The 22258-nt window shown below is 63.9% G+C and carries 19 protein-coding genes and 2 pseudogenes; 18 read left to right on the forward strand and 3 right to left on the reverse strand.

The window, feature by feature from the left end; all coding sequences use genetic code 11:
- The first annotated feature begins 3 nt into the window (after positions 1 to 3).
- From E3U25_RS24590 to E3U25_RS24610, 5 genes are read left to right on the forward strand one after another with little or no spacing between them, the layout of a single operon-like run.
- Positions 4 to 483, forward strand: a complete 480-nt coding sequence (locus E3U25_RS24590; protein ID WP_011749577.1) for a hypothetical protein — start codon at positions 4 to 6, stop codon at positions 481 to 483.
- Entirely contained in the window at positions 480 to 1007 is a 528-nt protein-coding gene (locus tag E3U25_RS24595) for a hypothetical protein (RefSeq protein WP_011749578.1), read from the forward strand. Before E3U25_RS24590 ends, E3U25_RS24595 begins: the two co-directional genes overlap by 4 nt.
- A complete protein-coding gene (locus E3U25_RS24600; RefSeq protein ID WP_011749579.1) occupies positions 1004 to 1528 on the forward strand; it encodes a TMEM70/TMEM186/TMEM223 family protein in 525 nt (174 codons plus the stop codon). The genes E3U25_RS24595 and E3U25_RS24600 overlap by 4 nt, the downstream gene beginning before the upstream one ends.
- A 23-nt stretch (positions 1529 to 1551) precedes the next feature.
- Entirely contained in the window at positions 1552 to 2523 is a 972-nt protein-coding gene (locus tag E3U25_RS24605) for a hypothetical protein (protein WP_072463935.1), read from the forward strand.
- Positions 2520 to 5084 carry a vWA domain-containing protein gene (locus E3U25_RS24610; RefSeq protein WP_116222476.1) on the forward strand — a complete coding sequence of 855 codons (2565 nt, stop codon included), beginning with the start codon at positions 2520 to 2522 and terminating at the stop codon, positions 5082 to 5084. Before E3U25_RS24605 ends, E3U25_RS24610 begins: the two co-directional genes overlap by 4 nt.
- A 4-nt stretch (positions 5085 to 5088) precedes the next feature.
- On the opposite strand, the gene E3U25_RS24615 is transcribed toward E3U25_RS24610, so the two are convergent.
- Positions 5089 to 5846, reverse strand: a protein-coding gene (locus E3U25_RS24615; RefSeq protein ID WP_114669055.1) for an IS5 family transposase whose coding sequence is annotated in 2 segments (ribosomal slippage) — positions 5089 to 5522 and positions 5522 to 5846 — 759 coding nt in all. Because the reading frame shifts where the segments join, the coding sequence is not laid out codon by codon here.
- Positions 5847 to 6089: 243 nt separating this feature from the next.
- On the opposite strand from E3U25_RS24615, the gene E3U25_RS24620 reads away from it, so the two are divergent.
- Entirely contained in the window at positions 6090 to 7754 is a 1665-nt protein-coding gene (locus E3U25_RS24620; protein ID WP_010400693.1) for a BCCT family transporter, read from the forward strand.
- 173 nt (positions 7755 to 7927) lie between these two features.
- Here the strand turns inward: E3U25_RS24620 and E3U25_RS24625 are convergent, their stop codons facing one another.
- Both E3U25_RS24625 and E3U25_RS24630 read right to left on the reverse strand, forming a co-directional pair.
- Complete coding sequence (locus tag E3U25_RS24625; RefSeq protein WP_116222477.1) at positions 7928 to 8215, reverse strand: FCD domain-containing protein; 288 nt, start codon at positions 8213 to 8215, stop codon at positions 7928 to 7930.
- A pseudogene (locus tag E3U25_RS24630) lies at positions 8148 to 8303 on the reverse strand (transposase); the annotation flags it as partial. The pseudogene E3U25_RS24630 and the gene E3U25_RS24625, both read right to left, overlap by 68 nt.
- Here E3U25_RS24630 and E3U25_RS24635 point away from each other — a divergent pair.
- The 12 genes and pseudogenes from E3U25_RS24635 to E3U25_RS24690 all read left to right on the forward strand — a co-directional run.
- Positions 8300 to 8548: pseudogene (locus E3U25_RS24635) on the forward strand (integrase core domain-containing protein); the annotation flags it as partial. The pseudogenes E3U25_RS24630 and E3U25_RS24635 sit on opposite strands and share 4 nt — an antisense overlap.
- Before the next feature lie 326 nt (positions 8549 to 8874).
- Positions 8875 to 10056: a Fic family protein gene (locus E3U25_RS24640; protein WP_010400685.1), complete on the forward strand. Its 1182-nt coding sequence runs from the start codon at positions 8875 to 8877 to the stop codon at positions 10054 to 10056.
- Positions 10057 to 10606: 550 nt separating this feature from the next.
- Positions 10607 to 11941, forward strand: coding sequence for a PAS domain-containing sensor histidine kinase (locus E3U25_RS24645; protein ID WP_116222478.1), 1335 nt, complete (start codon positions 10607 to 10609; stop codon positions 11939 to 11941).
- Entirely contained in the window at positions 11938 to 12927 is a 990-nt protein-coding gene (locus E3U25_RS24650; protein WP_011749362.1) for an NADH-quinone oxidoreductase subunit B family protein, read from the forward strand. The genes E3U25_RS24645 and E3U25_RS24650 overlap by 4 nt, the downstream gene beginning before the upstream one ends.
- Positions 12928 to 12944: 17 nt before the next feature.
- Positions 12945 to 14378 (forward strand): nickel-dependent hydrogenase large subunit, encoded by a 1434-nt coding sequence (locus E3U25_RS24655; protein WP_011749363.1) that lies wholly within the window; start codon positions 12945 to 12947, stop codon positions 14376 to 14378.
- 20 nt (positions 14379 to 14398) lie between these two features.
- On the forward strand, positions 14399 to 16645 hold the full coding sequence (gene hypF / locus E3U25_RS24660; protein ID WP_116222479.1) for a carbamoyltransferase HypF: 2247 nt from the start codon (positions 14399 to 14401) through the stop codon (positions 16643 to 16645).
- Between the two features lie 202 nt (positions 16646 to 16847).
- A complete protein-coding gene (locus E3U25_RS24665; protein ID WP_072464226.1) occupies positions 16848 to 17933 on the forward strand; it encodes a hydrogenase small subunit in 1086 nt (361 codons plus the stop codon).
- Between the two features lie 3 nt (positions 17934 to 17936).
- Positions 17937 to 19730 (forward strand): nickel-dependent hydrogenase large subunit, encoded by a 1794-nt coding sequence (locus E3U25_RS24670; protein WP_072464227.1) that lies wholly within the window; start codon positions 17937 to 17939, stop codon positions 19728 to 19730.
- Positions 19731 to 19745: 15 nt separating this feature from the next.
- Positions 19746 to 20330: a HupE/UreJ family protein gene (locus tag E3U25_RS24675; RefSeq protein WP_072464228.1), complete on the forward strand. Its 585-nt coding sequence runs from the start codon at positions 19746 to 19748 to the stop codon at positions 20328 to 20330.
- A gap of 4 nt (positions 20331 to 20334) precedes the next feature.
- Complete coding sequence (gene cybH, locus E3U25_RS24680) at positions 20335 to 21081, forward strand: Ni/Fe-hydrogenase, b-type cytochrome subunit (protein ID WP_072464229.1); 747 nt, start codon at positions 20335 to 20337, stop codon at positions 21079 to 21081.
- Between the two features lie 247 nt (positions 21082 to 21328).
- Entirely contained in the window at positions 21329 to 21946 is a 618-nt protein-coding gene (locus E3U25_RS24685) for a HyaD/HybD family hydrogenase maturation endopeptidase (RefSeq protein ID WP_024844877.1), read from the forward strand.
- A complete protein-coding gene (locus E3U25_RS24690; protein WP_011749370.1) occupies positions 21946 to 22257 on the forward strand; it encodes a HypC/HybG/HupF family hydrogenase formation chaperone in 312 nt (103 codons plus the stop codon). The genes E3U25_RS24685 and E3U25_RS24690 overlap by 1 nt, the downstream gene beginning before the upstream one ends.
- Position 22258: the final 1 nt, after the last annotated feature.

Genomic DNA, 22258 nt, shown 5'->3' on the forward strand with positions numbered 1-22258 from the left:
CCAATGAAGGTGCTTGTCCCGCTTGTCCTGGCCCTCGGAATCGCAACCCCCGCTGGTGCATTGGACGCCATCGGCGAGATCGGGGCAAACTTGGACGGTGAAGAACTGAACTGGCAGGTGATGCGTCAGGATGATGGCTCGGCGATGGTGCAGATCACCGATATCGGCCCGCTGACCATGATCGAACTGCATGCACTTGGTGACGGCAGCATTTCTATCGGCCTGATCTTTCACGGCAAGCCTTCCGGAGATACGCCGCCCGCCGGTCTGACCATCGACATGCGGCCCGATCGCGGGGCGATGGCGGGCGCGGTCTGGGAAAGCGAGGAAGAGCCGCCGCAGATGTCGATCGACCTGCTGGATCTTGAGGATGAAGGCCGCATCCAGGCCAGCTTTGCGGCAACCCTATGCCGCCGGGATGCCCCGGACGACTGTCGCGACGTCGAGGGGCGGATCGACACGTCGTTGGGTGCAGGCCCATGACACTGGCCGAGTTTCTGGCTGATCCGCTGCGCGTGACGCAAATCTCCGACAGCGTGCTGGAGATCGAGAATCGTCCGGTCCGGCGGGCGGTGATTGCTGCGGCGGTGATATTGGTGGCGATCGCGGCGGGCCTGGCAGCCATCGGGGATGGTGCGACCGGAACGGGGATCATCGTGCTTGCCGTGGTGGGCCTGATCGGTTGGCTCTACATGCACGAGTTGGTGCAGCTGACTCAACTGAGCCTGGACAGGCATGCCGGTCTTGTCCGGCTGCGTGTGACCACATTGCGCGGGCGGCGTGAAGAGACATTCGCACTCTCGGACCTGCACAAGCTGGAAAGCATCGCGCACTATGGCACGGCGGCAGGAAACGATGAGACCCGGCTGGTGCTGATTTGCGGATCGGGACCAGAGCGGCGCGAGATCATAGTGCCCATGTTCCGCCCGGATCCCGAAGAGGTGGCGCATCTGACGGGCGTCGTCAATGGCTGGCTTTCCCGCCAGGGAAAGGGAAACCCGTCATGAGTATTGAGACGAATACGCCCGAACGACTGGAACTGGAACTGGCGATACCGCGCTTTATCCTGTGGTTCGTCATGCTGCCTGTCCTGCCGATCACCCTGATCGGGCTGGCCAATCTGATCGGGGGAGAAATCCTGACCGCGCTGGTGCTGCTGGTCGGGCTGAACGGGGCCTTTCTCGCGGGATATATCGCCCTGTCCGAGCGCACACGGCTCAGGTTGGACGCAGGGTCGGGGCTGGTCAGCATCATCCGGACATCGCGCCTCGGCACGCGTCAGCGGGACTATCCGCTCGAGGCGCTCGACAGTGCCGAACTTGACCGCAGCCATACCTCGCGAGAGGACCGCAGCACCTCGAAGGTGGTTCTGGTTTTTCGCAACACCCGCCCGGCAACACGGGTTCCGTTGTCACGTTGGGGCGTATCGGGCGATGGACCTGGGCAGGTCGCCAATGACATCAATGCCTGGCTGCGACGCCATTTCGGGGGCGAACAGACTGCCCCCGCATCTCAACCTTCAAGCTGATTGCCCCAAAAGGAACCGGAGCCATGTGGGATTTCAATATCGGACAAGCTCTCGGACTGTTGGGCCGAACATTGCCTTTCGTGCTCCTGCGTGCCGCCGTCTATTTCGGAATCACACTGGCCTATATTCTGGCCACCGGCGCCGGTATCGGGGTCGGCTGGGGCGTTGGCGCCTTCGGGGATGACGAGTTCCGCGCGACCGCGATGGCTTGGGGCGGCATTGCCGGCTTTGGCCTGACCGGCGCTGTAATGTACTGGCTTCGGGAATACATTCTCTACATCGTCAAGGCAGGCCATGTCGCGGTTCTTGTCGAACTGATTGACGGCAAGCCCCTGCCGGAAGGACGCGGCCAGATCGCCCATGCAACGGCCGTGGTGAAGGGGCGCTTCGGCCAGGCCTCACTGCTCTTCGCGCTGGACCAACTGGTCAAGGGAGTCATTCGCGCCGTCATCGGCCTTGTGCGCGGTGTATTGTCCATCCTGCCGATCCCCTATGTCCGGCAGTTGATGGGCATTGTGCAGGCCTTCCTGCGCGTGGCGGTGGGCTTCATCGATGAGGTGATCCTCGCCCATGCCATCCGCACCCGCTCGACCGATCCCTGGGGATCCGCACGCGAGGCGCTGGTGCTATATGGCCAGAACTGGAAGGCGATGCTCCGGAACGCCGCCTGGCTGACGCTCTTCACCTATGGTCTCGCCTTCCTGATCTTCCTCGTGATGCTCGCCCCGGCAGCGGCACTGGTCTACGTCATGCCCGGCGCCTGGTCGGCGGGCGGCTTCGTTTTCGCGTTGCTGTTCGCCTGGAGCGTCAAGGCTGCCTTTCTCGAGCCCTTCGCCGTCACCTGCCTGATGCAGGTCTATTTCAGGATCACCGATGGCCAGGAGCCCGACCCTGAGTGGGATGCGCGGCTGGAGCAGATGTCCTCACATTTCCGCAAGCTGAAAGAGCGCGCCGGTGCCCGCTTCGGGACAGCGCGCGATGGAGAAGCCGCATGAGATCTCTTGTGACCGCCGGGCTTATCGCCCTGACATCCGCCCTTGCGCCGGCGGCGCTTGCCCAGGAGCGCCCCAGCACGATCCTTGTTTTGGACGCCTCGGGGTCGATGTGGGGGCAGATCGATGGGATAAACAAAATCACCATCGCGCGCGATGTCGTCGGGGACATTGTGTCGGATTTCCCCGCCGATCAGAATCTCGGTTTCGTCACCTATGGCCATCGCGAGCGCGGGCAATGCGCGGATATCGAAACCTTGGTCGAACCCGCGCCCGGCACTGCGGCAGAGATCGCCGGCATCGTTGAAGGGTTGAACCCGCGGGGCATGACCCCGATGACCGATGCCGTCGTCACCGCGGCTCAGGCGTTGCGCCACACCGAACAGGCGGCGACGGTGATCCTGGTTTCCGATGGGATCGAGACCTGCAATCCTGATCCCTGCGCCGCCGCCCGCGCATTGGAAGAAGCGGGCGTAGATTTTACCGCCCATGTCATTGGCTTCGATGTGCGGGGCGAAGCCGACGCCCTGTTGCAGATGCAATGCATCGCCGAGGAAACCGGCGGCCGCTTCCTGACTGCCGACAATGCCCAGGAACTCAACCAAGCCTTGCGCGAGGTCACTGCCGCGCCGGCCTCAGGGAGTTTCACCTTCACCGCAAATCTCGGAGGCGAGGAGATCGGCGACGAGACCATCTGGGAGCGGCCAGCAGCGCCACTGGAGCTTCCGCTTCTGTCCGGCGAGGTGATCTGGGAGATATCGGATACTTCGTTCAACATGGTGCAGACCGGCACCGCGAACCCCTTCATCACGGATCTGCCGTTCGGCGACTATATCGTGACGGTCCATTCGACGGCGCAGGACGACTTCTCGCAGACCGAGGCCAGTTTGGCGTTGGACAGCGCGCGCAATGTCCACGCCATTTTCCCGCCCATCACGTCGCAACAGCCCACCGCCCAGGTCTTCGGCCCTGCACAAACCTTGGTTGGCTCCGCGTTTACGGTGAGCTGGGAAGGTGAGGGTCTGGCTCCGCGTGATTATGTGACAATTGTCCCCGCCGACGCCGAAGACGGAGCCTATGCGGACTATGACCGGCTGGAGAACCGTACCGAAGGCGAGCTTCGTGCACCTGCCGAGCCCGGTCTCTACGAAGTGCGTCTGCAATTGGACGCGGGGGACCGCGTGCTCGCCCGCACCCCGGTCGAGGTGGTTGATGCCGACGTCACGGTCTCCGCACCCGCCCAGGTCGTTGTCGGGTCGGCATTCCCGGTCACCTGGCAGGGCGAGGGCCTGCACCCGCGCGACTACGTGACAATCGTTCCCGCCGGTTCGGCGGACGGCACCTATGCCGACTACGATCGCATGCAAGGTCGGAGCGAGGGCGAGCTGCGGGCGCCTGCCGAGCCTGGCCTCTACGAAGTGCGCCTGCAATTGGACGTGGGGGACCGCGTGCTCGCCCGCACCCCGGTCGAGGTGGTCGATGCCGAGGTTGCTGTCTCCGCGCCGGCTCAGGTCGTTGTCGGGTCGGCTTTCCCGATCACCTGGCAGGGTGAGGGCCTGCACCCGCGCGACTACGTGACGATCGTTCCCGCCGGCTCGGCGGACGGCACCTATGCCGATTACGATCGCATGCAAGGTCGGAGCGAGGGCGAGCTTCGCGCGCCTGCCGAGCCCGGCCTCTACGAGGTGCGCCTGCAATTGGACGCGGGGGACCGCGTGCTCGCCCGCACCCCGGTCGAGGTGGTCGATGCAGAGGTCACGGTTTCCGCGTCGGCCCAGGTCGTTGTCGGTTCGGCGTTCCCGGTCACCTGGCAGGGTGAGGGCCTGCACCCGCGCGACTACATCACGATCGTTCCCGCCGGCTCGGCGGACGGCACCTATGCCGACTACGATCGCATGCAAGATCGGAGCGAAGGCGAGCTTCGCGCGCCTGCCGAGCCTGGCCTCTATGAGGTGCGCCTGCAATTGGACGCGGGGGATCGCGTGCTCGCCCGCACCCCGGTCGAGGTGATGGATGGTAATGTTTCGCTTGACGGACCGGACAGGGCGCGGGCCGGCGCCGAGATCACGCTATCCTGGACCGGTGCCATACATCCGCGCGACTACATAGCCATCGTTCCCGGCGGCACACCGGACGGCGAGCAAAGTGGCTATCGCCGTATTCAGGACGAAGATCAGGCCACGTTCACTGCACCCGCGGAGCCTGGTGCCTATGAAATCCGCTACCATTTGGACCGCGGCGATCGGGTCATGGCCCGGCGACCGCTCGAGGTGCTGGCGGCGGATGCGCCGATAGACGAGGGTGCCGGGCTTATGGTTCCTGGTACAGCAAGGCCGGGCGATATCGTTACAGTTTCGTGGACAATCGAAGCTGGCGATGCCGACCGGCGCGTGGCGCTGGCACGAGCTGATGCGCCCGACTTTACCTGGATTACAGTCCATCACGTGGGCGACGAAACCGAAACGGTAATCAAGCTCCCGGACGAGCCGGGACAATACGAAGTGCGGTTTCTCGACCTTCAAAGCCAGAGCGTTCTCGGACGCGCGATGATCACGCTCGGCTAAGGAGTCATAGCCAATAAATGACGAGCGCCGCGAGTGCGATGGCGGAGAGGAAGACCTTTGGGCATCTGTCGTATCGGGTCGCCACACGTCGCCAATCCTTGAGCCTGCCGAACATGATCTCGATGCGATTGCGCCGTTTGTAGCGTCGCTTGTCGTATTTCACGGGCGTCTTGCGCTGCTTTCGGCCGGGGATGCAGGTGCGTATCCCTTTGTCTTTCAACGCGTCTCTGAACCAGTCGGCGTCATAGCCCCGGTCCCCGAGCAGCCATTCCACGTTTGGCAAGCTACCCAGCAAAGCCCGTGCGCCGATGTAGTCGCTGACCTGCCCGGCGGTGACGAAAAGATTGAGTGGGCGTCCCTGACTGTCACAGACGGCGTGCAGCTTGGTGTTCATGCCGCCCTTCGTTCGGCCAATCAGGCGTCCACGCCCCCCTTTTTCGCGGCCATGCTGGTCGCGGTTCGGTGGGCTTTGAGATAAGTCGCGTCGATCATGACCGTCTTTTCCTCGCCGTGATCGGCTGCCAGGCCAGCCATCATCTGCGCAAAGATGCCCTTGTCGCTCCACCGCTTCCATCGGTTGTAGAGCGTCTTGTGGGGGCCGTATTCCGCAGGCGCATCGCGCCAACGCAACCCATTGCGATTGATGAAGATAATCCCGCTCAAGACACGCCGATCATCGACGCGGGGTTTGCCGTGGGACTTCGGAAAATAGGGCTCAAGACGCGCCATCTGGGCGTCGGTCAACCAGAAGAGATCAGACATGTTCACCGCTCGTTTTTCGAACCGTGAATCACGCAGCCTCGCAGAAATCAATGGGTCCTGACCCTAGATCCCATGATCGCGGGACACGGCTTCATTTCTCCTGGGAAGAGACGGAACCTCCGATCAAAGGCTTCCTTGTGGTGGCGATGATCAAAGAAATGTGAAACCCTTGTCCCTGCAAGCGGGTTTTGCGTCGAGTCGAAGCCATCGGCGCCCGATCGAATCCAAATGAGAAAGGGACGCATGTCACAGATAAGCTCACCCGAACCGTCGACCCCCGACGCCAGCATCGAGGCCCTGCCGCCGCCCGAGGGCCCGACCCAGGTTATCGTGACCGATTACGAGATCGGTCAGGACAATATCGAAGGTGTCAAGCCGGTCGCGTTCGACATCCACAACCCGGTTTTCATGATCTCCGGCGTCGCGGTGGTGCTCTTTACCGCGGCCACGCTGCTGTTCCCCTCGGTCCTGGGGCCGTTCTTCGGCGGATTGCGCGAGGTGGTCACCAGCAATTTCGATTGGTTCTTCCTGATCGCCGGCAATGTCTTCGTGCTGCTGTGCCTTGGCCTGATCCTGTCGCCGCTGGGCTCGGTCCGGCTGGGCGGTCCCGAGGCCACGGCGGATTTCTCCCTGACCGGCTGGTTCTCCATGCTCTTTGCCGCCGGCATGGGCATCGGCCTGATGTTTTACGGCGTCAGCGAGCCGCTGGGGCATTTCACCGCCGCCTTGGGCGGGCCGGTGGTCGAGAACGGCGTGCGCACCGATTGGGCGCCGCTGGACGGTGCGCCGGGGGACGAGTTGGGCGCGCGGCGTCTGGCGATGGCCGCGACGATCTTTCACTGGGGCCTGCACCCTTGGGCGATCTACGCGGTGGTGGCCCTGGCCCTGGCGCTGTTTGCCTACAACAAGGGACTGCCGCTGACACTGCGCTCGGTCTTCTATCCAATCCTGGGGGAACGGGTCTGGGGCTGGCCGGGCCATGTCGTGGATGTGCTGGCAGTGATGGCGACGCTGTTCGGGCTGGCCACCTCGCTGGGGATCGGCGCAGAGCAGGCATCGGCGGGTTTCCATTTCTTGTTCGGCTGGAGCACCGCGATAACCGCCAAGATCGTCCTGATCGTCATCATCACGGGAGTGGCCACAGCCTCGGTGGTGCTGGGCGTCGAGAAAGGCGTCAAGCGCCTGTCCGAGATCAATATGGTGCTGGCGGTCCTGCTGCTGCTCTTCGTGATCCTCGCCGGGCCGACCGGGCAGATCCTGACGGGGTTCTTCGGCAACCTGGCCGCCTATGGCGCCAAGATCCTGCCGCTGTCCAACCCGTTCGGGCGCAGCGACGACAACTTCCGTCACGGCTGGACGGCCTTCTATTGGGCTTGGTGGATCAGTTGGTCGCCCTTTGTCGGCATGTTCATCGCCCGGGTGTCGCGCGGGCGCACCGTGCGGCAGTTCCTGACCGCGGTGCTGATCGTGCCCTCGCTGATCTCGGTGCTGTGGATGACGGCCTTTGGCGGCACTGCGATTTCCGAGACGCTGGCGGGCTTCACGGGCGTCACGGACGCGGCTTTGGAACTGCAGCTGTTCCAAATGCTGTCGCAACTGCCGCTGACCGCGATCTCGAGCTTCATCGGTATCGTTCTGGTGATCGTATTCTTCGTCACCTCCTCGGATTCCGGTTCGCTGGTGATCGACACCATCGCGGCGGGCGGCAAGATCCACGCCCCGGTGCCGCAGCGCATCTTCTGGTGCAGCTTCGAGGGACTGGTCGCCATCGCCCTGCTTCTGGGCGGCGGGCTCACGGCCCTGCAGGCGATGGCGGTCTCGACCGGGCTGCCCTTCACGCTGGTGCTGCTGGGCGCCTGCTGGGCCATCGTCAAGGGCCTGCTGGGTGAAAAGCGGGAACTGGCCTGAGGTTGAAACGACGCTGAATGGGCGGACAGGCGTCCGCCCATTTCCGTTGACCGCATCGCGCTGCAGTTCGAAGTTGTCGCCAGAGCGTGAGGCACCCTTTCTTTCAAATGGTTCAGGTCACCTGAAGCAAGTTTCATTCAGTCAGCAGTTCGGACAACCTTGCCTCTCAACCCTTACCTCACGCCGGCCCGCAGCAGCACGGTGACGGCGCTGTCGAAATGTTCATCGATGGCGGCTTCGGCGCGGCCGGGATCCTGGACGAGGATCGCGGTTGCGATGCGTTCGTGGCAGCGGATGTTCTCCTGCCGGTTCTCATGGGTCGCGCGCGAGCGCCAGCCGATCGCCCAGGTCTGCCGGGTAACCACGCGGAAACTGTCCACGAGGATGCAGGATGGCAATGGCATCGTGGCACTTGCGGGTGTCATAGGCACCATCTGCGGTGACACTTCCGATCTGCTCATCCTCCGGGATCTGGCTGAGCAGGTCGGGTAGAACCGGTGCGTCACCGATATGGCTCCCGGTGATTTCGACGGCGCGGACCCACGCTGTTGACCTGGGCCGAGAAGCAGGGCATCGCCCTGACCTACGTCCAGCCCGGCAAGCCCCAGCAGAACGCTTACGTCGAGCGTTATAACAGGACGGTTCGCCATGAATGGCTGGACCTCTACATCTTTGAAACCATCGAGGAGGTGCAGCAGATCGCCACCGAATGGCTATGGACCTACAACAATGAACGCCCCAACATGGGCATCGGCGGGGTTACACCCGCCATGAAGCTGAAAATGGTCGCGTGAGTTCTACGATCAAGCCCCGTTAAAACGGGGAGGATTACCGGTGCATTTTGTTCTTCTGACTATGTGGCATACTATCCGCAGCCTTGAAAGACTCGCAACTGCGCAAGGCTTCTTGCGGCGTTCTTGAGGCAGGCCGCGGGTTGGTCGTCCCAGGGAACTCTGCTTCGGTGTGCGATATCCTTGAGAGGTATACGGCAGGTCGTGCCGGTTGTGGACCTGCTACGGATAGAAGGGGGGAGTCTATTTAAGGTGGCTTACGTTAGCACTGTCGTTATTTAACCGAAACTGACATTGCTTAAATAAAGATGGGGTGCCATGATCACCCCATGACCGATTCCGAACCTGATCAACGCCTTGGCCGCTTTGTTGAAACCCCTGTCGCGGGCGAGATCGTGCGCGCCTTCGTTCCGCCGCCCCTCCCGCCGGAGCCGCCGATCGATGTGCTGGCGCTTCTCGAGCGGTTGAGCCTCGCCGAGCGCGCGCTCGGGCGACTAGACGGCATCACCATGCTGCTGCCGCGCCAGGAACTGTTCCTCTACATGTATGTGCGCAAGGAAGCGGTGCTGTCGTCCCAGATCGAGGGGACTCAATCCACGCTGACCGACCTTCTGCGCTTCGAGACCGAAGCCCAGGCCGGGGAGCCGATAGACGACATCCGCGAGGTGTCGAACTATGTCGATGCGATGATGTATGGGCTGGAGCGGCTGGAGGAATTGCCGTTGTCCCTGCGCCTGATCCGCGAGATGCACGCGCGGTTGCTGCAAAGTGGGCGGGGCGGCACGAAAAGTCCGGGCGAGTTCCGCCGTTCCCAGAACTGGATCGGCGGCTCGCGCCCCGGCAACGCGCTTTATGTGCCGCCGCCCGTCACCGAACTCGATGCCTGCCTCGACGCGCTGGAGCGTTTCATGCACGAGCACAGTTCGCGATTGCCGGCCCTGATCAAGGCTGGCCTACTGCATGTCCAGTTCGAAACCATCCACCCGTTCCTCGATGGCAACGGCCGTATTGGCCGATTGCTGGTGACGCTGTATCTTTGCGTCAACGGGGTGCTGCGCAAGCCGCTGCTCTATCTCAGCCTCTATCTGAAGACACATCGGGCCGACTATTTCCGGCTGCTTCAGGAGGTGCGCGAACATGGCAATTGGGAAGCCTGGCTGGATTTCTTCCTTGCCGGGGTGGCTGCGACGGCGAACCAGGCCTTCGAGGCTGCGACCAGGATCGTCGACCTGTTCAAGGAGGACCGCGAGCGCATCACGACCGAAAGCGATCGCGCCGGATCGACCCTCCGTATTCACGATCTTTTCCAGCAGAACCCGTTCCTGACCTCTAACCAACTGGTCCGGCAGACAGGCCTGTCGGCTCCGACGGTCAATGCCGCCTTGGCCGATCTGGAGAAGATGGGCATCGTCGACGAAATCACCGGGCGCAAGCGGGGGCGGGTGTTCAGCTACCGCCGCTATCTTGCGATCCTTAGCGAAGGGACCGATCCCTTGCCGGCGGGTAGCTGATCTGTTCGTTCCCAAGGAGCTCAAGACAGGCTAGGCAGCGTTGAGTTGCTGGCGATAGAAGCGCGAAGCAGCGGTTACAAGGTCGCATTCGGGTTCGGTCTGTCTCCTACGCTGCTGTGCGAAATACTGCGCCATGGAGCGATGTTTCCGTCTGCAGCAGCACGGCTTGAAGAGAATAGGGTGGTCGCAAGTAAAGATGGTTGCCTGCCCCCGCAACCAAGAATCACATTACATTACAACTGCTTAAGCCTCCCCCGGGAGGCTTTCTGCATTCGTGCTTCAATCGCCCCGGAAGCATATCGGAAGCAGTTGAGCGGAAACCACGTCGCAAGATCGGCGGGGTCACATTGACGTGATGGAAGTCGTCGACGGGTAATTGATGACCCCACTTCATTGAATTGATGGGTTCCTGACGCTTGATGCGTCCGCGAGAAGGCCAGCGAGCGCAGATAAGTCGTAGTCCGCCGCCCGGGTGCAGCATAGGCTTGGGATACTACCAGGCTTGACATGCAGGATGGAAAGATGCGCAAGGAGGGGAAGAGGATTGCAGATGCCACGGGCAATGGACGCAAAGGACGACAGGGCGGGTGCTGCGCTGACGGATGCGGCTTGGTCCGATGTGCTGATTGCGGTGGATCGCACCTATGCCGAGCTGATCGAACATCAGGAGCGGCTTGAGGCCCAGAACCGCGAGCTTGAGGCGCTGCGTCAGTTCCTGTCCTCGGTCATCACCTCGGTTTCCGATGTGCTGATCGTGCTGGATCGCGACGGGCGGGTGGATGAGGTCAATGCCTCGACCTGTGTCTGCACCGGGCTGCCTGTCGCGGCCCTGGTCGGCCGGAGCGTGGCGGATCTGGTGCGCGAAGAGGATCGCGCGGGTCTTTCGGCCCTGATTGCGGAGATTGCGCGCACGCGGGCGCCGGGGCGGATGGAGCTTTCGCTTGTGAGTTCGCGTGAGCCGGCCCCGGTCGAGGCGGTCCTGTCGCCGCGCCTCGATGATCGCGGCCGGATCGAGGGGCTGGTGCTGACGGGGCGTCCGGTGGGGGAATTGCGCCGCGCCTATGCCCAGCTTGAACGCAGCCATGCCGAGATGAAGGCCGCTCAGGCGCAGCTGGTCCATGGCGAGAAGCTGGCCTCATTGGGGCGTTTGCTGGCCGGGGTGGCGCATGAGCTGAACAATCCGATCAGCTTTGTCTATGCCAATGCCCATGCGCTGGAACGCTATGCCGCCAAGTTCGAGACCTATTTCGAGCGGGTTCAGGCCGGGGCAGACAGGGATGAACTGGTCCGCCTGCGGGAGGAATTGCGGCTGGACCGCGAGTTGCGCAACCTGCGCGAGGCGGTGCAGGGCGCGCGCGAGGGGGCCGAAAGAGTGCGCGATATCGTCGAGGATCTGCGCCGCCTGTCCTCGGACGGGGGCGGAGAGATGGCGGCCTTCGACCTGGTCGAGACCGCCCGCACCGCCGCCTTCTGGATCATGCGCGGGGCCGGCCACAGCACCGTGCCCGAGATCCATGCCGAAGGGCCGGTGATGGTTCTGGGGCATACGGGCCATATTCAGCAGGTGGTGATGAATCTGGTGCAGAACGCGCTGGATGCGGTTTCGGAAACCGCAGCCCCGCAGATCGCCTTGCGGATCATGCGCGAGGAAGGCCGTGGCGTGCTGGACATCCACGACAACGGTCCGGGCATCGACGAGGCGACGGCCGCGATGATCTTTGACCCGTTCTTCACCACGAAACCCGTGGGGAAAGGCACCGGGCTTGGCCTGTCGATCAGCCTCAAGATCGCCGAGGATCATGGCGGCAGGCTGAGTTACAGCCCCGCCTCCGGTGGTGGCGCGCTGTTTCGGCTGGAACTGCCGCTGGCAGGAGATGGCGCATGAACATTCTGTGGCTGCAAAGCGCCGGTTGCGGTGGCTGTACCATGTCGCTGCTATGTGCCGAGGGGCCGAATGTCTTTGACCTGCTTGCCGGGGCGGGGCTGACCTTCCTGTGGCATCCGGCGCTGAGCCTTGAAAGCGGCACCGAGGTGCGCGGGATTCTGGCCGGCCTTGTTTCGGGCGAGGTGCCGCTGGATATTCTCTGCGTCGAGGGCGCGATCGCGCGCGGGCCGCGTGGCACCGGACGCTATCAGATCCTGTCGGGCACCGGGCGTCCGTTGCTGGACTGGTTGCGGGATCTGGCGCCGCTGGCGGCCCATGTGGTGGCGGTGGGCACCTGTGCGACCTATGGCGGCGTGACCACGGCAGGGGGCAACCCCTCGGATGCGGTGGGGGTGCAATATGACGGCGCCCATCCGGGCGGCGCCCTGCCGGCGACTTTCCGCGCCCGTGCCGGCCTGCCGGTCATCAATATCGCCGGCTGCCCGACCCATCCCGATTGGGTGACCGAGACGCTTTTGATGCTGGTGGCGGGCAGGCTGGGGGCCTCGGATCTGGATGCGCTTGGCCGGCCCCGGTTCTATGCCGATCATCTGGTCCATCATGCCTGCCCGAAGAACGAGTTCTACGAATACAAGGCCAGTGCGCGCGCATTGTCGGAAATGGGCTGCATGATGGAGCATCTGGGCTGTATCGGCACACAGGCGGTGGGCGATTGCAATATCCGGCCCTGGAATGGTCAGGGCAGTTGCACGCGCGGCGGATATCCCTGCATCAACTGCACCGCGCCGGAATTCGAAGAGCCGCGCCACCTGTTCACCGCCACGCCCAAGATCGCCGGCATTCCGGTTGGCCTGCCGACCGATATGCCCAAGGCCTGGTTCATGGCGCTGGCCTCGCTGTCCAAGGCCGCCACGCCCGAGCGGATCGCGAAGAATGCCGTGGCCGATCGTATCGTCACCCCGCCGACGCTGAGAAAACCCCGATGAGCGGGGCAGGGGGCGAGATGGGGCAGGGGCAGTTGATCGTCGGTCCGTTCAACCGGGTCGAGGGCGATCTGGAGATCCGGCTGGACATCGCAGAGGGGCGGGTCAGCGCGGCGCGGATCAACTCGCCGCTTTATCGCGGGTTCGAGCGTATGCTGCCCGGCAAGGATCCGCGCGACGCGCTGACCATCGTGCCGCGGATTTGCGGTATCTGCTCGATCAGCCAGTCGGCGGCGGCGGCGCGGGCTCTGGCCATGGCAGTGGGCGAGGTCCCCGAACCGCAAGGAGAGCGGATGGCTGCGCTGATCCACGCGGTCGAGAATGTCTCGGACCATCTGACGCATTTCAACCTGTTCTTCATGCCTGATTTCACCAGACCCCAATATCAGGCGCGGGGCTGGTATGATCGGGCGGTGGCCCGGTTCACGGCGATGGAGGGATCGGCCCTGAAACGCGCGGTCGAGGCGCGGGCGGGGTTGATGCATGTCCTTGGGCTGATGGCCGGGAAATGGCCGCATACCCTGGCGATCCAGCCCGGTGGTGTCACGCGCGCCCCGTCCGAACGCGACCGGCTGCGTATTCTGGCCAGCCTGACGGCCTTTCGCCGCTATCTGGAAGATACGGTCTTCGGGGCAGCGGTCGAGGATTTCGCGGCCCTTTCCTCGGTCCCGGCGCTGATGGGATGGCAAGGGGGCGATGCCGGCCTGTTCCTGCGCATCGCCGCCGATCTGAATCTGGCGGATCTGGGGTGCGGCTCGGGGCGCTATCTGTCCTTTGGCGCCTATCCGCTGGAGGGTGGCCACGGCTTTGCCCCCGGCATCTGGGATGGCGGGGCGCAGCCTCTCGACATCGCGGCGATCAGCGAGGATTTGTCGCATAGCTGGATGCTGGGGCCTGCGGCTCATCCGGCCCAGGGCGTGACCGATCCCGACGAGGATATGCGCGACACCGCCTATAGCTGGTGCAAGGCCCCCAGACTGGCCGGGCGCACCATGGAAACCGGCGCGCTGGCCCGGCAGGTGATCGACGGCCATCCGCTGGCGCTGGATCTGGTCCGCGATGGCGGCGGCGGGGTGCTGGCGCGGGTGGCGGGGCGTTTGCTGGAACTGGCGCGCAGTCAGGTTCTGATGGAGGATCTGGCGCGCGGGATCGTGCCCGAGGCCCGCTTCATGGCCGGCCCCCTGAAAATCAGCGACGGGATCGGCGAAGGGCTGGTCGAGGCCGCGCGCGGCGCGCTTGGCCATTGGCTGAGGATCGAAGGCGGGCGGATCGCCTCGTATCAGATCGTCGCTCCGACCACCTGGAACTTCAGCCCGCGCGACGCCGGCGGCGTGCCCGGCCCGGTCGAGGCGGCGCTTGAGGGGCTTGTGGTGCAGCCGGGCGAGACGACCCCGCTCAGCGTGCAGCATGTGGTGCGCAGCTTTGATCCGTGCATGGTGTGCACCGTGCATTGAGGAAGGAGTGCCCGCCGGACATGACTTTGCCGACCATGGAACAGGGCTTCGCCATCCGGGTGCGCGGGCAGGTGCAGGGGGTCGGCTTCCGGCCCTTTGTCTGGCGGCTGGCGCGGGCGGCAGGGTTGCGCGGCGAAGTTCTGAACGATGCCGAAGGGGTCCTGATCCGTCTGGTCGCGCAGGATTGCGGCGACTTCATCGCGGCCTTGCGCGCGGATAGGCCGCCTCTGGCCAGAATCGACGCGATCGAGGCCGTGCCACAGGTTTTTGCCGCGATGCCCGAGGGGTTTTCCATCGTGGCCAGCACGGGCACAGGCGCCGAAACGCGGGTCACGCCCGATGCCGCGACCTGCCCGGAATGCCGGGCTGAGGTCTTTGCGCCCGGTAGGCGGCAGGGCTATGCCTTTACCAACTGCACCCATTGCGGGCCGCGCTATACGATCCTGCGCGAACTGCCCTATGACCGGGCGCGAACCACGATGGCGGGCTTTGATCTTTGCCCCGATTGTGCCGCCGAATATGCCGATCCCGCCGACCGTCGCTTTCACGCGCAACCCATCGCCTGCCCGGCCTGCGGCCCAAACCTGTGGTATGAGGCCGGGGGAAAAGAGGTCGCGGGCGATCCGGTCGCATTGGCGGTGGCGGCGCTGAAGGCGGGGCAGGTCGTCGCGGTCAAGGGGCTGGGCGGCTTTCACCTTGCCTGCGATGCGGCCGATGCCAGGGCCGTGGCGCTGTTGCGGGCGCGCAAAAGGCGGCCGTCGAAGCCCTTTGCCCTGATGGGGACCGAGGCGATGATCTGCGCCCATGCGACGCCGTCCGAGGCTTGCTGGCGATTGTTGCGCGACCCGGCGGCGCCGGTGGTGCTGGTGCCCGCCCGGGGCACATTGCCCGAGGATGTGGCGCCGGGGATGCGCGCGCTTGGCGTCATGCTGCCCTATACGCCTCTGCATCACCTGCTGATTGCCGCTTTCGGGGGGATGCTGGTGATGACCTCGGGCAATCTTTCGGGCGCCCCGCAGGTCACCGGCAATGACGAGGCGCGCAAGGCGCTGGCGCGCTTTGCCGATGGTTTCCTGATGCACAACCGCGAGATTGCGCGGCGGCTGGATGACGGGGTCGAGCGCGCCGATCCGCCAATGGTGATCCGCCGCGCCCGTGGGCGGGTGCCGGGCACGCTGCCCCTGCCGCCGGGGTTTGACGGAGCGCCTCGGGTGCTGGCCTTTGGTGGTCAGATGAAGGCGGCGATCTGCCTGACCAAGAACGGTCAGGCGATGGTGTCGCAGCATCTGGGCGATCTGGACGATGCCGAGACCGCGCTGGAATACGACCGCACGCTGCGCGATCTGGCGGCCCTGTTCGACCATGCCCCCGAACTGGCCGCCTGTGACCCGCATCCGGGCTATCGCGCGACGATCACCGCCGAAGGCGCAGGCCTGCCGCTGATCCGGGTCTGGCATCATCACGCGCATCTGGCCTCGTGTCTTGGCGATAATCTGTGGCCGCTGGACGGGGGCAGGGTGGCCGGGATCGTGATGGACGGCCTTGGCCTTGGACCGGATGGCACGATCTGGGGCGGAGAGCTGTTGCTGGGCGATTACACCGGGTTCGAGCGCCTCGCCCATCTGGCCCCCGCCCCCCTGCCGGGCGGCGACCGCGCCAGCCGGGAGCCCTGGCGCAATGGGCTGGCCCGTCTGGATCAGGCGGGGCTTTCCGCCGTGGCGGACCGGCTGTTCCCGGACGCGCCCCGCGCCCTTTTGCGGCAGGCGGTCGGTGCGGGGGTGAATGCGCCGCGATCATCCTCGGCCGGGCGGCTGTTCGATGCCTTTGCGGCGCTGGCGGGCTTTGCCGGGGCGCAGAGCTACGAGGGCGAGGCCGCGATGGGGCTGGAGGCCATGGCGCGCCCTGCTGCGCCCTATCCCTTTGACTGCCGGGATGGGATCATCGACCCCGCGCCGATGTTGCGCGCCGCCGCGGCCGATCTGGCGGCCGGGCGCGATCGGGGCGATATGGCGGGGGCCTTTCATGCCGGGCTGGCGCGTGCCTTCTGTGCGCCGGCCCGCGCGCTGGTTCAGGGCGACCGGGCGCGGGCGGTGGCCCTGTCGGGCGGTGTGTTACAGAACGCATTCCTGTTGCGCGAATGTCTGGCGGCGCTGGACGGTCTGCCGGTCCTGCTGCATCGCCAGATCCCCGCCAATGACGGCGGGCTTGCTTTCGGTCAGGCGCTGGTTGCTGCGGCGCAGCACATGGCTGCGGCGAAAAGCTTGTAACCGGCGGGCGCGTCCTCTGGCTGAACCCTGACCATCCGGGCGACGCGGGATTTTCGGCAGCCGATTGAAAAGACGCCATAAAATCTGATTCTCCATCTGCGACATTCTGTCATTGCCCTGCGCCCCCCTGCCTTGGCATGCCTTGAAAGACCACGCGAAGGTCCGCGCTGCCGGGCCGCCAGGCTGAGAGGAGGAGGACGTCTTGTCGCAAATCGAGACATTCTATGATGTCATGCGCCGGCAGGGGATCACCCGCCGCAGTTTCATGAAATATTGCTCACTGACCGCGGCGGCGCTTGGCCTCGGCCCGGCCTTCGTGCCCAAGATTGCCCATGCGATGGAAACCAAGCCTCGCACGCCGGTGATCTGGGTGCATGGTCTGGAATGCACCTGCTGTTCGGAAAGCTTTATCCGCTCGGCCCATCCGCTGGCCAAGGATGTCGTGCTGTCGATGATCAGCCTTGATTACGACGATACGCTGATGGCCGCCGCCGGCCATGCCGCCGAGGCCGCCTTCGAGGACACCATCCAGAAATACAAGGGCCAGTATATCCTTGCGGTTGAGGGAAACCCGCCGCTGAACGAAGACGGGATGTATTGCATCACCGGCGGCAAGCCATTTGTCGAAAAGCTGCGCCATGCGGCCAGGGACGCCAAGGCGATCATTTCTTGGGGGGCCTGCGCGTCCTATGGCTGCGTTCAGGCCGCCGCGCCGAACCCGACGCGGGCGACGCCGGTCCACAAGGTCATTCTGGACAAGCCGATCATCAAGGTGCCGGGCTGCCCGCCCATCGCCGAGGTGATGACCGGCGTCATCACCTATATGCTGACCTTCGACCGCATGCCCGAGCTTGACCGCCAGGGCCGGCCAAAGATGTTCTACAGCCAGCGCATCCACGACAAATGCTATCGCCGCCCGCATTTCGATGCCGGCCAGTTCGTCGAGCATTGGGACGACGAAAACGCCAAGAAGGGCTATTGCCTTTACAAGATGGGGTGCAAGGGCCCGACCACCTATAACGCCTGCTCGACCGTGCGCTGGAACGAGGGCGTTTCGTTCCCGATCCAGTCGGGCCATGGCTGCATCGGCTGCTCGGAAGACGGGTTCTGGGATCAGGGTTCGTTCTATGACCGGCTGACCAATATCAAGGCCTTCGGGGTCGAGGCCAATGCCGACAAGCTGGGTGGTATCGCGGCTGGTGCGGTCGGTGGGGCCGTTGCGGTCCATGCCGCGATTTCGGCGCTGAAACGGGCGCAGAAAAAGATCCAGGACAAGGTGGAGGCCTAGGCCATGACGATCAATACGCCGAATGGCTTTACCCTCGACAATTCCGGGCGCCGCATCGTGGTGGACCCGGTCACCCGGATCGAAGGGCATATGCGCTGCGAGGTCAACGTGGATGATCAGGGTGTCATCCGCAATGCGGTCTCGACCGGCACGATGTGGCGCGGGCTGGAGGTCATCCTGAAAGGGCGCGATCCGCGTGACGCCTGGGCTTTTGTCGAACGGATCTGCGGCGTCTGCACCGGCACACATGCGCTGACCTCAGTACGCGCGGTCGAAGATGCGCTTGGGATCATGATCCCCGACAATGCCAATTCGATCCGAAACATGATGCAGCTGGCGCTGGAGATCCACGATCATGTCGTGCATTTCTATCATCTGCATGCGCTGGACTGGGTAAATCCGGTCAATGCCCTGCGCGCCGACCCCAAGGCGACCAGCGAATTGCAGCAGATGGTCTCGCCCTCGCATCCGATGTCATCGCCGGGCTATTTCCGCGATGTGCAGAACCGGCTGAAGAAATTCATCGAATCCGGGCAGCTGGGGCTGTTCAAGAACGGCTATTGGGACAATCCGGCCTATCTTCTGCCGCCCGAAGCCGATCTGATGGCGACGACGCATTATCTGGAAGCACTTGATCTGCAAAAGGAAATCGTCAAGGTCCACACGATCTTTGGCGGCAAGAACCCGCATCCGAACTGGCTGGTGGGCGGGGTGCCCTGTCCGATCAATATCGACGGCACCGGATCGGTCGGCGCGATCAATATGGAGCGGCTGAACCTCGTTTCCTCGATCATCGACCTGTGCGACCAGTTCAACAAGAACGTCTATATTCCCGATGTGATCGCCATTGGCGGCTTTTACAAAAGCTGGCTTTACGGGGGTGGGCTGTCGTCGCAGGCGGTCATGGCTTATGGCGACATCCCCGAAAACCCGAATGACTTTTCGCCCGAGCAGCTGCACCTGCCGCGCGGCGCGATCATCAACGGTAACCTCAATGAGGTGCATGACGTCGATCCGCGCGACCCCGAGCAGGTGCAGGAATTCGTCGATCATTCCTGGTATTCCTATGGCGAGCCGGGGCGCGGCCTGCATCCCTGGGACGGGGAAACCAATCCGAAATTCGAGCTGGGGCCGAACCACAAGGGAACGAAAACCCGCATCGAACAATTGGATGAATCCGCGAAATATTCCTGGATCAAGGCGCCGCGCTGGCGGGGGCACGCGATGGAGGTCGGCCCGCTTGCGCGCTATATCGTCGGCTATGCCAAGGGACACGAGGATATCCGGGATCAGGTCGATGGCCTGCTGCGCACCATGGATCTGCCCTTCGAGGCGCTGTTCTCGACTTTGGGGCGCACGGCGGCGCGGGCGCTGGAATCGGAATATTGCGGGCGCCTGCAGCGGCATTTCTTCGACAAGATGGTGCAGAATATCAAGAATGGCGATCAAAGCACCGCCAATGTCGAGAAATGGGACCCCTCGACATGGCCGAAAGAGGCCAAGGGTGTCGGCATGACCGAGGCGCCGCGGGGCGCGCTTGGCCACTGGATCCGCATCAAGGATGGCCGGATCGAGAATTATCAATGCGTGGTGCCGACCACCTGGAACGGCTCGCCCCGCGACAGTCAGGGCAATATCGGGGCCTTCGAGGCCAGCCTGATGAACACGCCGATGGAGCGCCCGGACGAGCCGGTCGAAATCCTGCGCACGCTGCACAGTTTCGACCCCTGCCTTGCCTGCTCGACCCATGTCATGTCACCGGATGGCGACGAGCTTGCCACCGTCAAAATTCGCTGAGAAAGGGACGATCCAATGAAAAAACTGACGCTGGCCGCGCTGGCCGCACTCATGGGCTCACCCGTTCTGGCCCATACCGGGGTCGGAGAGACCTCGGGCTTCATGGCCGGGCTCTCGCATCCGATCTTTGGGCCGGATCACCTGCTGGCGATGCTGGCGGTGGGGCTGTGGTCAGGCTTTGTCCTGCCGCATCGCTTCTGGCTGGGGGCGGCGACCTTCATGGGCGCGATGGCCGTGGGGGCGTTGATGTCATGGGCCGGGATCCCGATTCCGATGGTGGAAACCTGGATCGTGCTGTCGGTCGTGGCGTTCGGTCTGTTGACCGCGCTTTCGCGCCGCGGGCAATCCGACCAGATCACCTTTGCCTCGCTGGCCGCGATCGCCCTGTTCGCCATGTGCCACGGCCATGCCCATGCGACCGAGGCGCATGGCAATGCGGCAGGCTATATGCTTGGCTTCCTGATCTCGACGGCGGCGCTGCATATCGTCGGCATTTTCATCGCCCGCACGATCTCGAACGCCACGGCGGCCAGAATGGTGCAGGCGGCAACCGGCACCGGGATCGCCATGGCGGGCCTTGCCCTGATGGCAGCCGGGTGATGCCATGAGCGACATCCATTCCGGCGATGATCCTGTCTTCGAGGGCCGCCCCCTGGGCGCCCCCGATCGGGCCAGCCGGCAAACCTCGGTCTATGTCTACGAGGCGCCGGTCCGCATCTGGCACTGGATCAACGCGGCATGCATCATGGTGCTGTGCGTGACCGGCTGGCTGATCGGCAGCCCGCCGCCCTCGATGCAGATCGCCGAAGCCTATGACCAGTTTGTCTTCGGCTATATCCGCTTTGCCCATTTCGCGGCCGCGATGATCCTGACGGTCGGGTTTTTCGGCCGTCTCTACTGGGCGCTGATCGGCAACCACCATGCAAAGCAGCTATTCTATGTGCCGATCTTCTCGCGCCGGTTCTGGGCAGAGTTGCTGTTCGAGCTGCGCTGGTATTTCTTTCTGGAAAAAGAGCCAAAGAAATATGTCGGCCACAACCCGCTGGCGCAGCTTGCGATGTTTCTGTTCATGACGGTCGGTCTGACCTTCATGATCGTCACCGGATTTGCGCTGTATGCCGAAGGGGCGGGCAAGGACAGCATGTTCTATGCCGTCTTCGGCTGGGTCCAGGACCTTGTTCAGAACACCCAGCGCCTGCACACGCTGCACCATATCGGCATGTGGTGGATCGTGATCTTCATGATCATCCATATCTATGTGGCGATCCGCGAAGACATCATGTCGCGCCAGTCGATGGTCTCGACGATGATCTCGGGACACCGCACCTTCAAGGATGATCGCCCCGACTGAACGCGGCTGGCAGCAACTGGAAGGATCGTTTCCGGTTTCAGAGCCAGACGGCAGGTCACTTGCCGCACCATATCCCGAAATCCCGCCCGCATTGTCGGGATTTCGTTTTTATATCATTATCTTGCAAGGAATTTCGAGGGTTGCGACTTTTTGTCTCTGCTTTCGGAACTGGTGGCTATACTTTCGGCCCATAGGGGTGGGGCACATGACCGCACCGCCTGCCAGCAATGCTTCGGGGAGGGGGCAGATGCCAGCGGAAGCGCCTGCAAATATCCTTGTTCTGGGGATCGGCAATGTGCTTTGGGCCGATGAGGGCTTCGGGGTGCGCTGCGTCGAAGAGATGGCCGCGCGCCATGCCTTGCCCGAACGGGTGAGGCTGCTTGATGGCGGCACGCAGGGGCTGTATCTGCTGCCCTTTCTGGAAGAAGCCGACGCGCTGATCGTCTTTGACGCGGTGGATTACGGACTGCCCCCCGGCACGCTGAAGCTGGTCGAAGGGGCCGAGGTTCCGGCCTTTCTGGGCGCCAAAAAAATGAGCCTGCACCAGACCGGCTTTCAAGAGGTGATCGCGACCGCCCAGCTGCTGGGGCGTTGTCCGGCGCAGCTGATGCTGATCGGCTGCCAGCCGGTCGAACTGGAGGATTACGGAGGAGGACTCCGCCCCGAAGTGGCCGCACAGATCGGGCCTGCCATCGAGATTGCGCTGGCGAAGCTGGCCGAATGGTGCGTTCAGGCCGGCGAGGGCGCGACCTCGGGTCAGCTTGCGGATCCGGCGATCCGGCGCGAGGCCTATGAGACGGGCCGCCCCGCCGCCTCTGATGCCTGCCGCGAGGGCGATGCGCGCTTTTTCCCGGGGGCCGGCTGATGTGCATGGGCATCCCGATGCGGCTGGCGCAGGTCGACGGCATCGCGGGGCAAAGCGAGGGCGGCGATCTGATCGACCTCAGCCTGACCGCCGATGCGCAAGCCGGCGACTGGGTGCTGACCTTCCTCGGCACGGCGCATGAGGTGATCGACGCTGACCGCGCCGCACGGATCGCGGCGGCATTGCAGGGGTTGCGGGCGGTCATGGCGGGGGGCGACGCTTCGGGCGCCTTTGCCGATCTCGAGGGTCGCACCCCGGCGCTTCCGTCCCATCTTCAGGCGGCGTTGGCCGCAGGCCGCAAAACGGGTTGAC

Source organism: Paracoccus versutus (assembly GCF_029909795.1).
Classification (GTDB): domain Bacteria; phylum Pseudomonadota; class Alphaproteobacteria; order Rhodobacterales; family Rhodobacteraceae; genus Paracoccus; species Paracoccus versutus.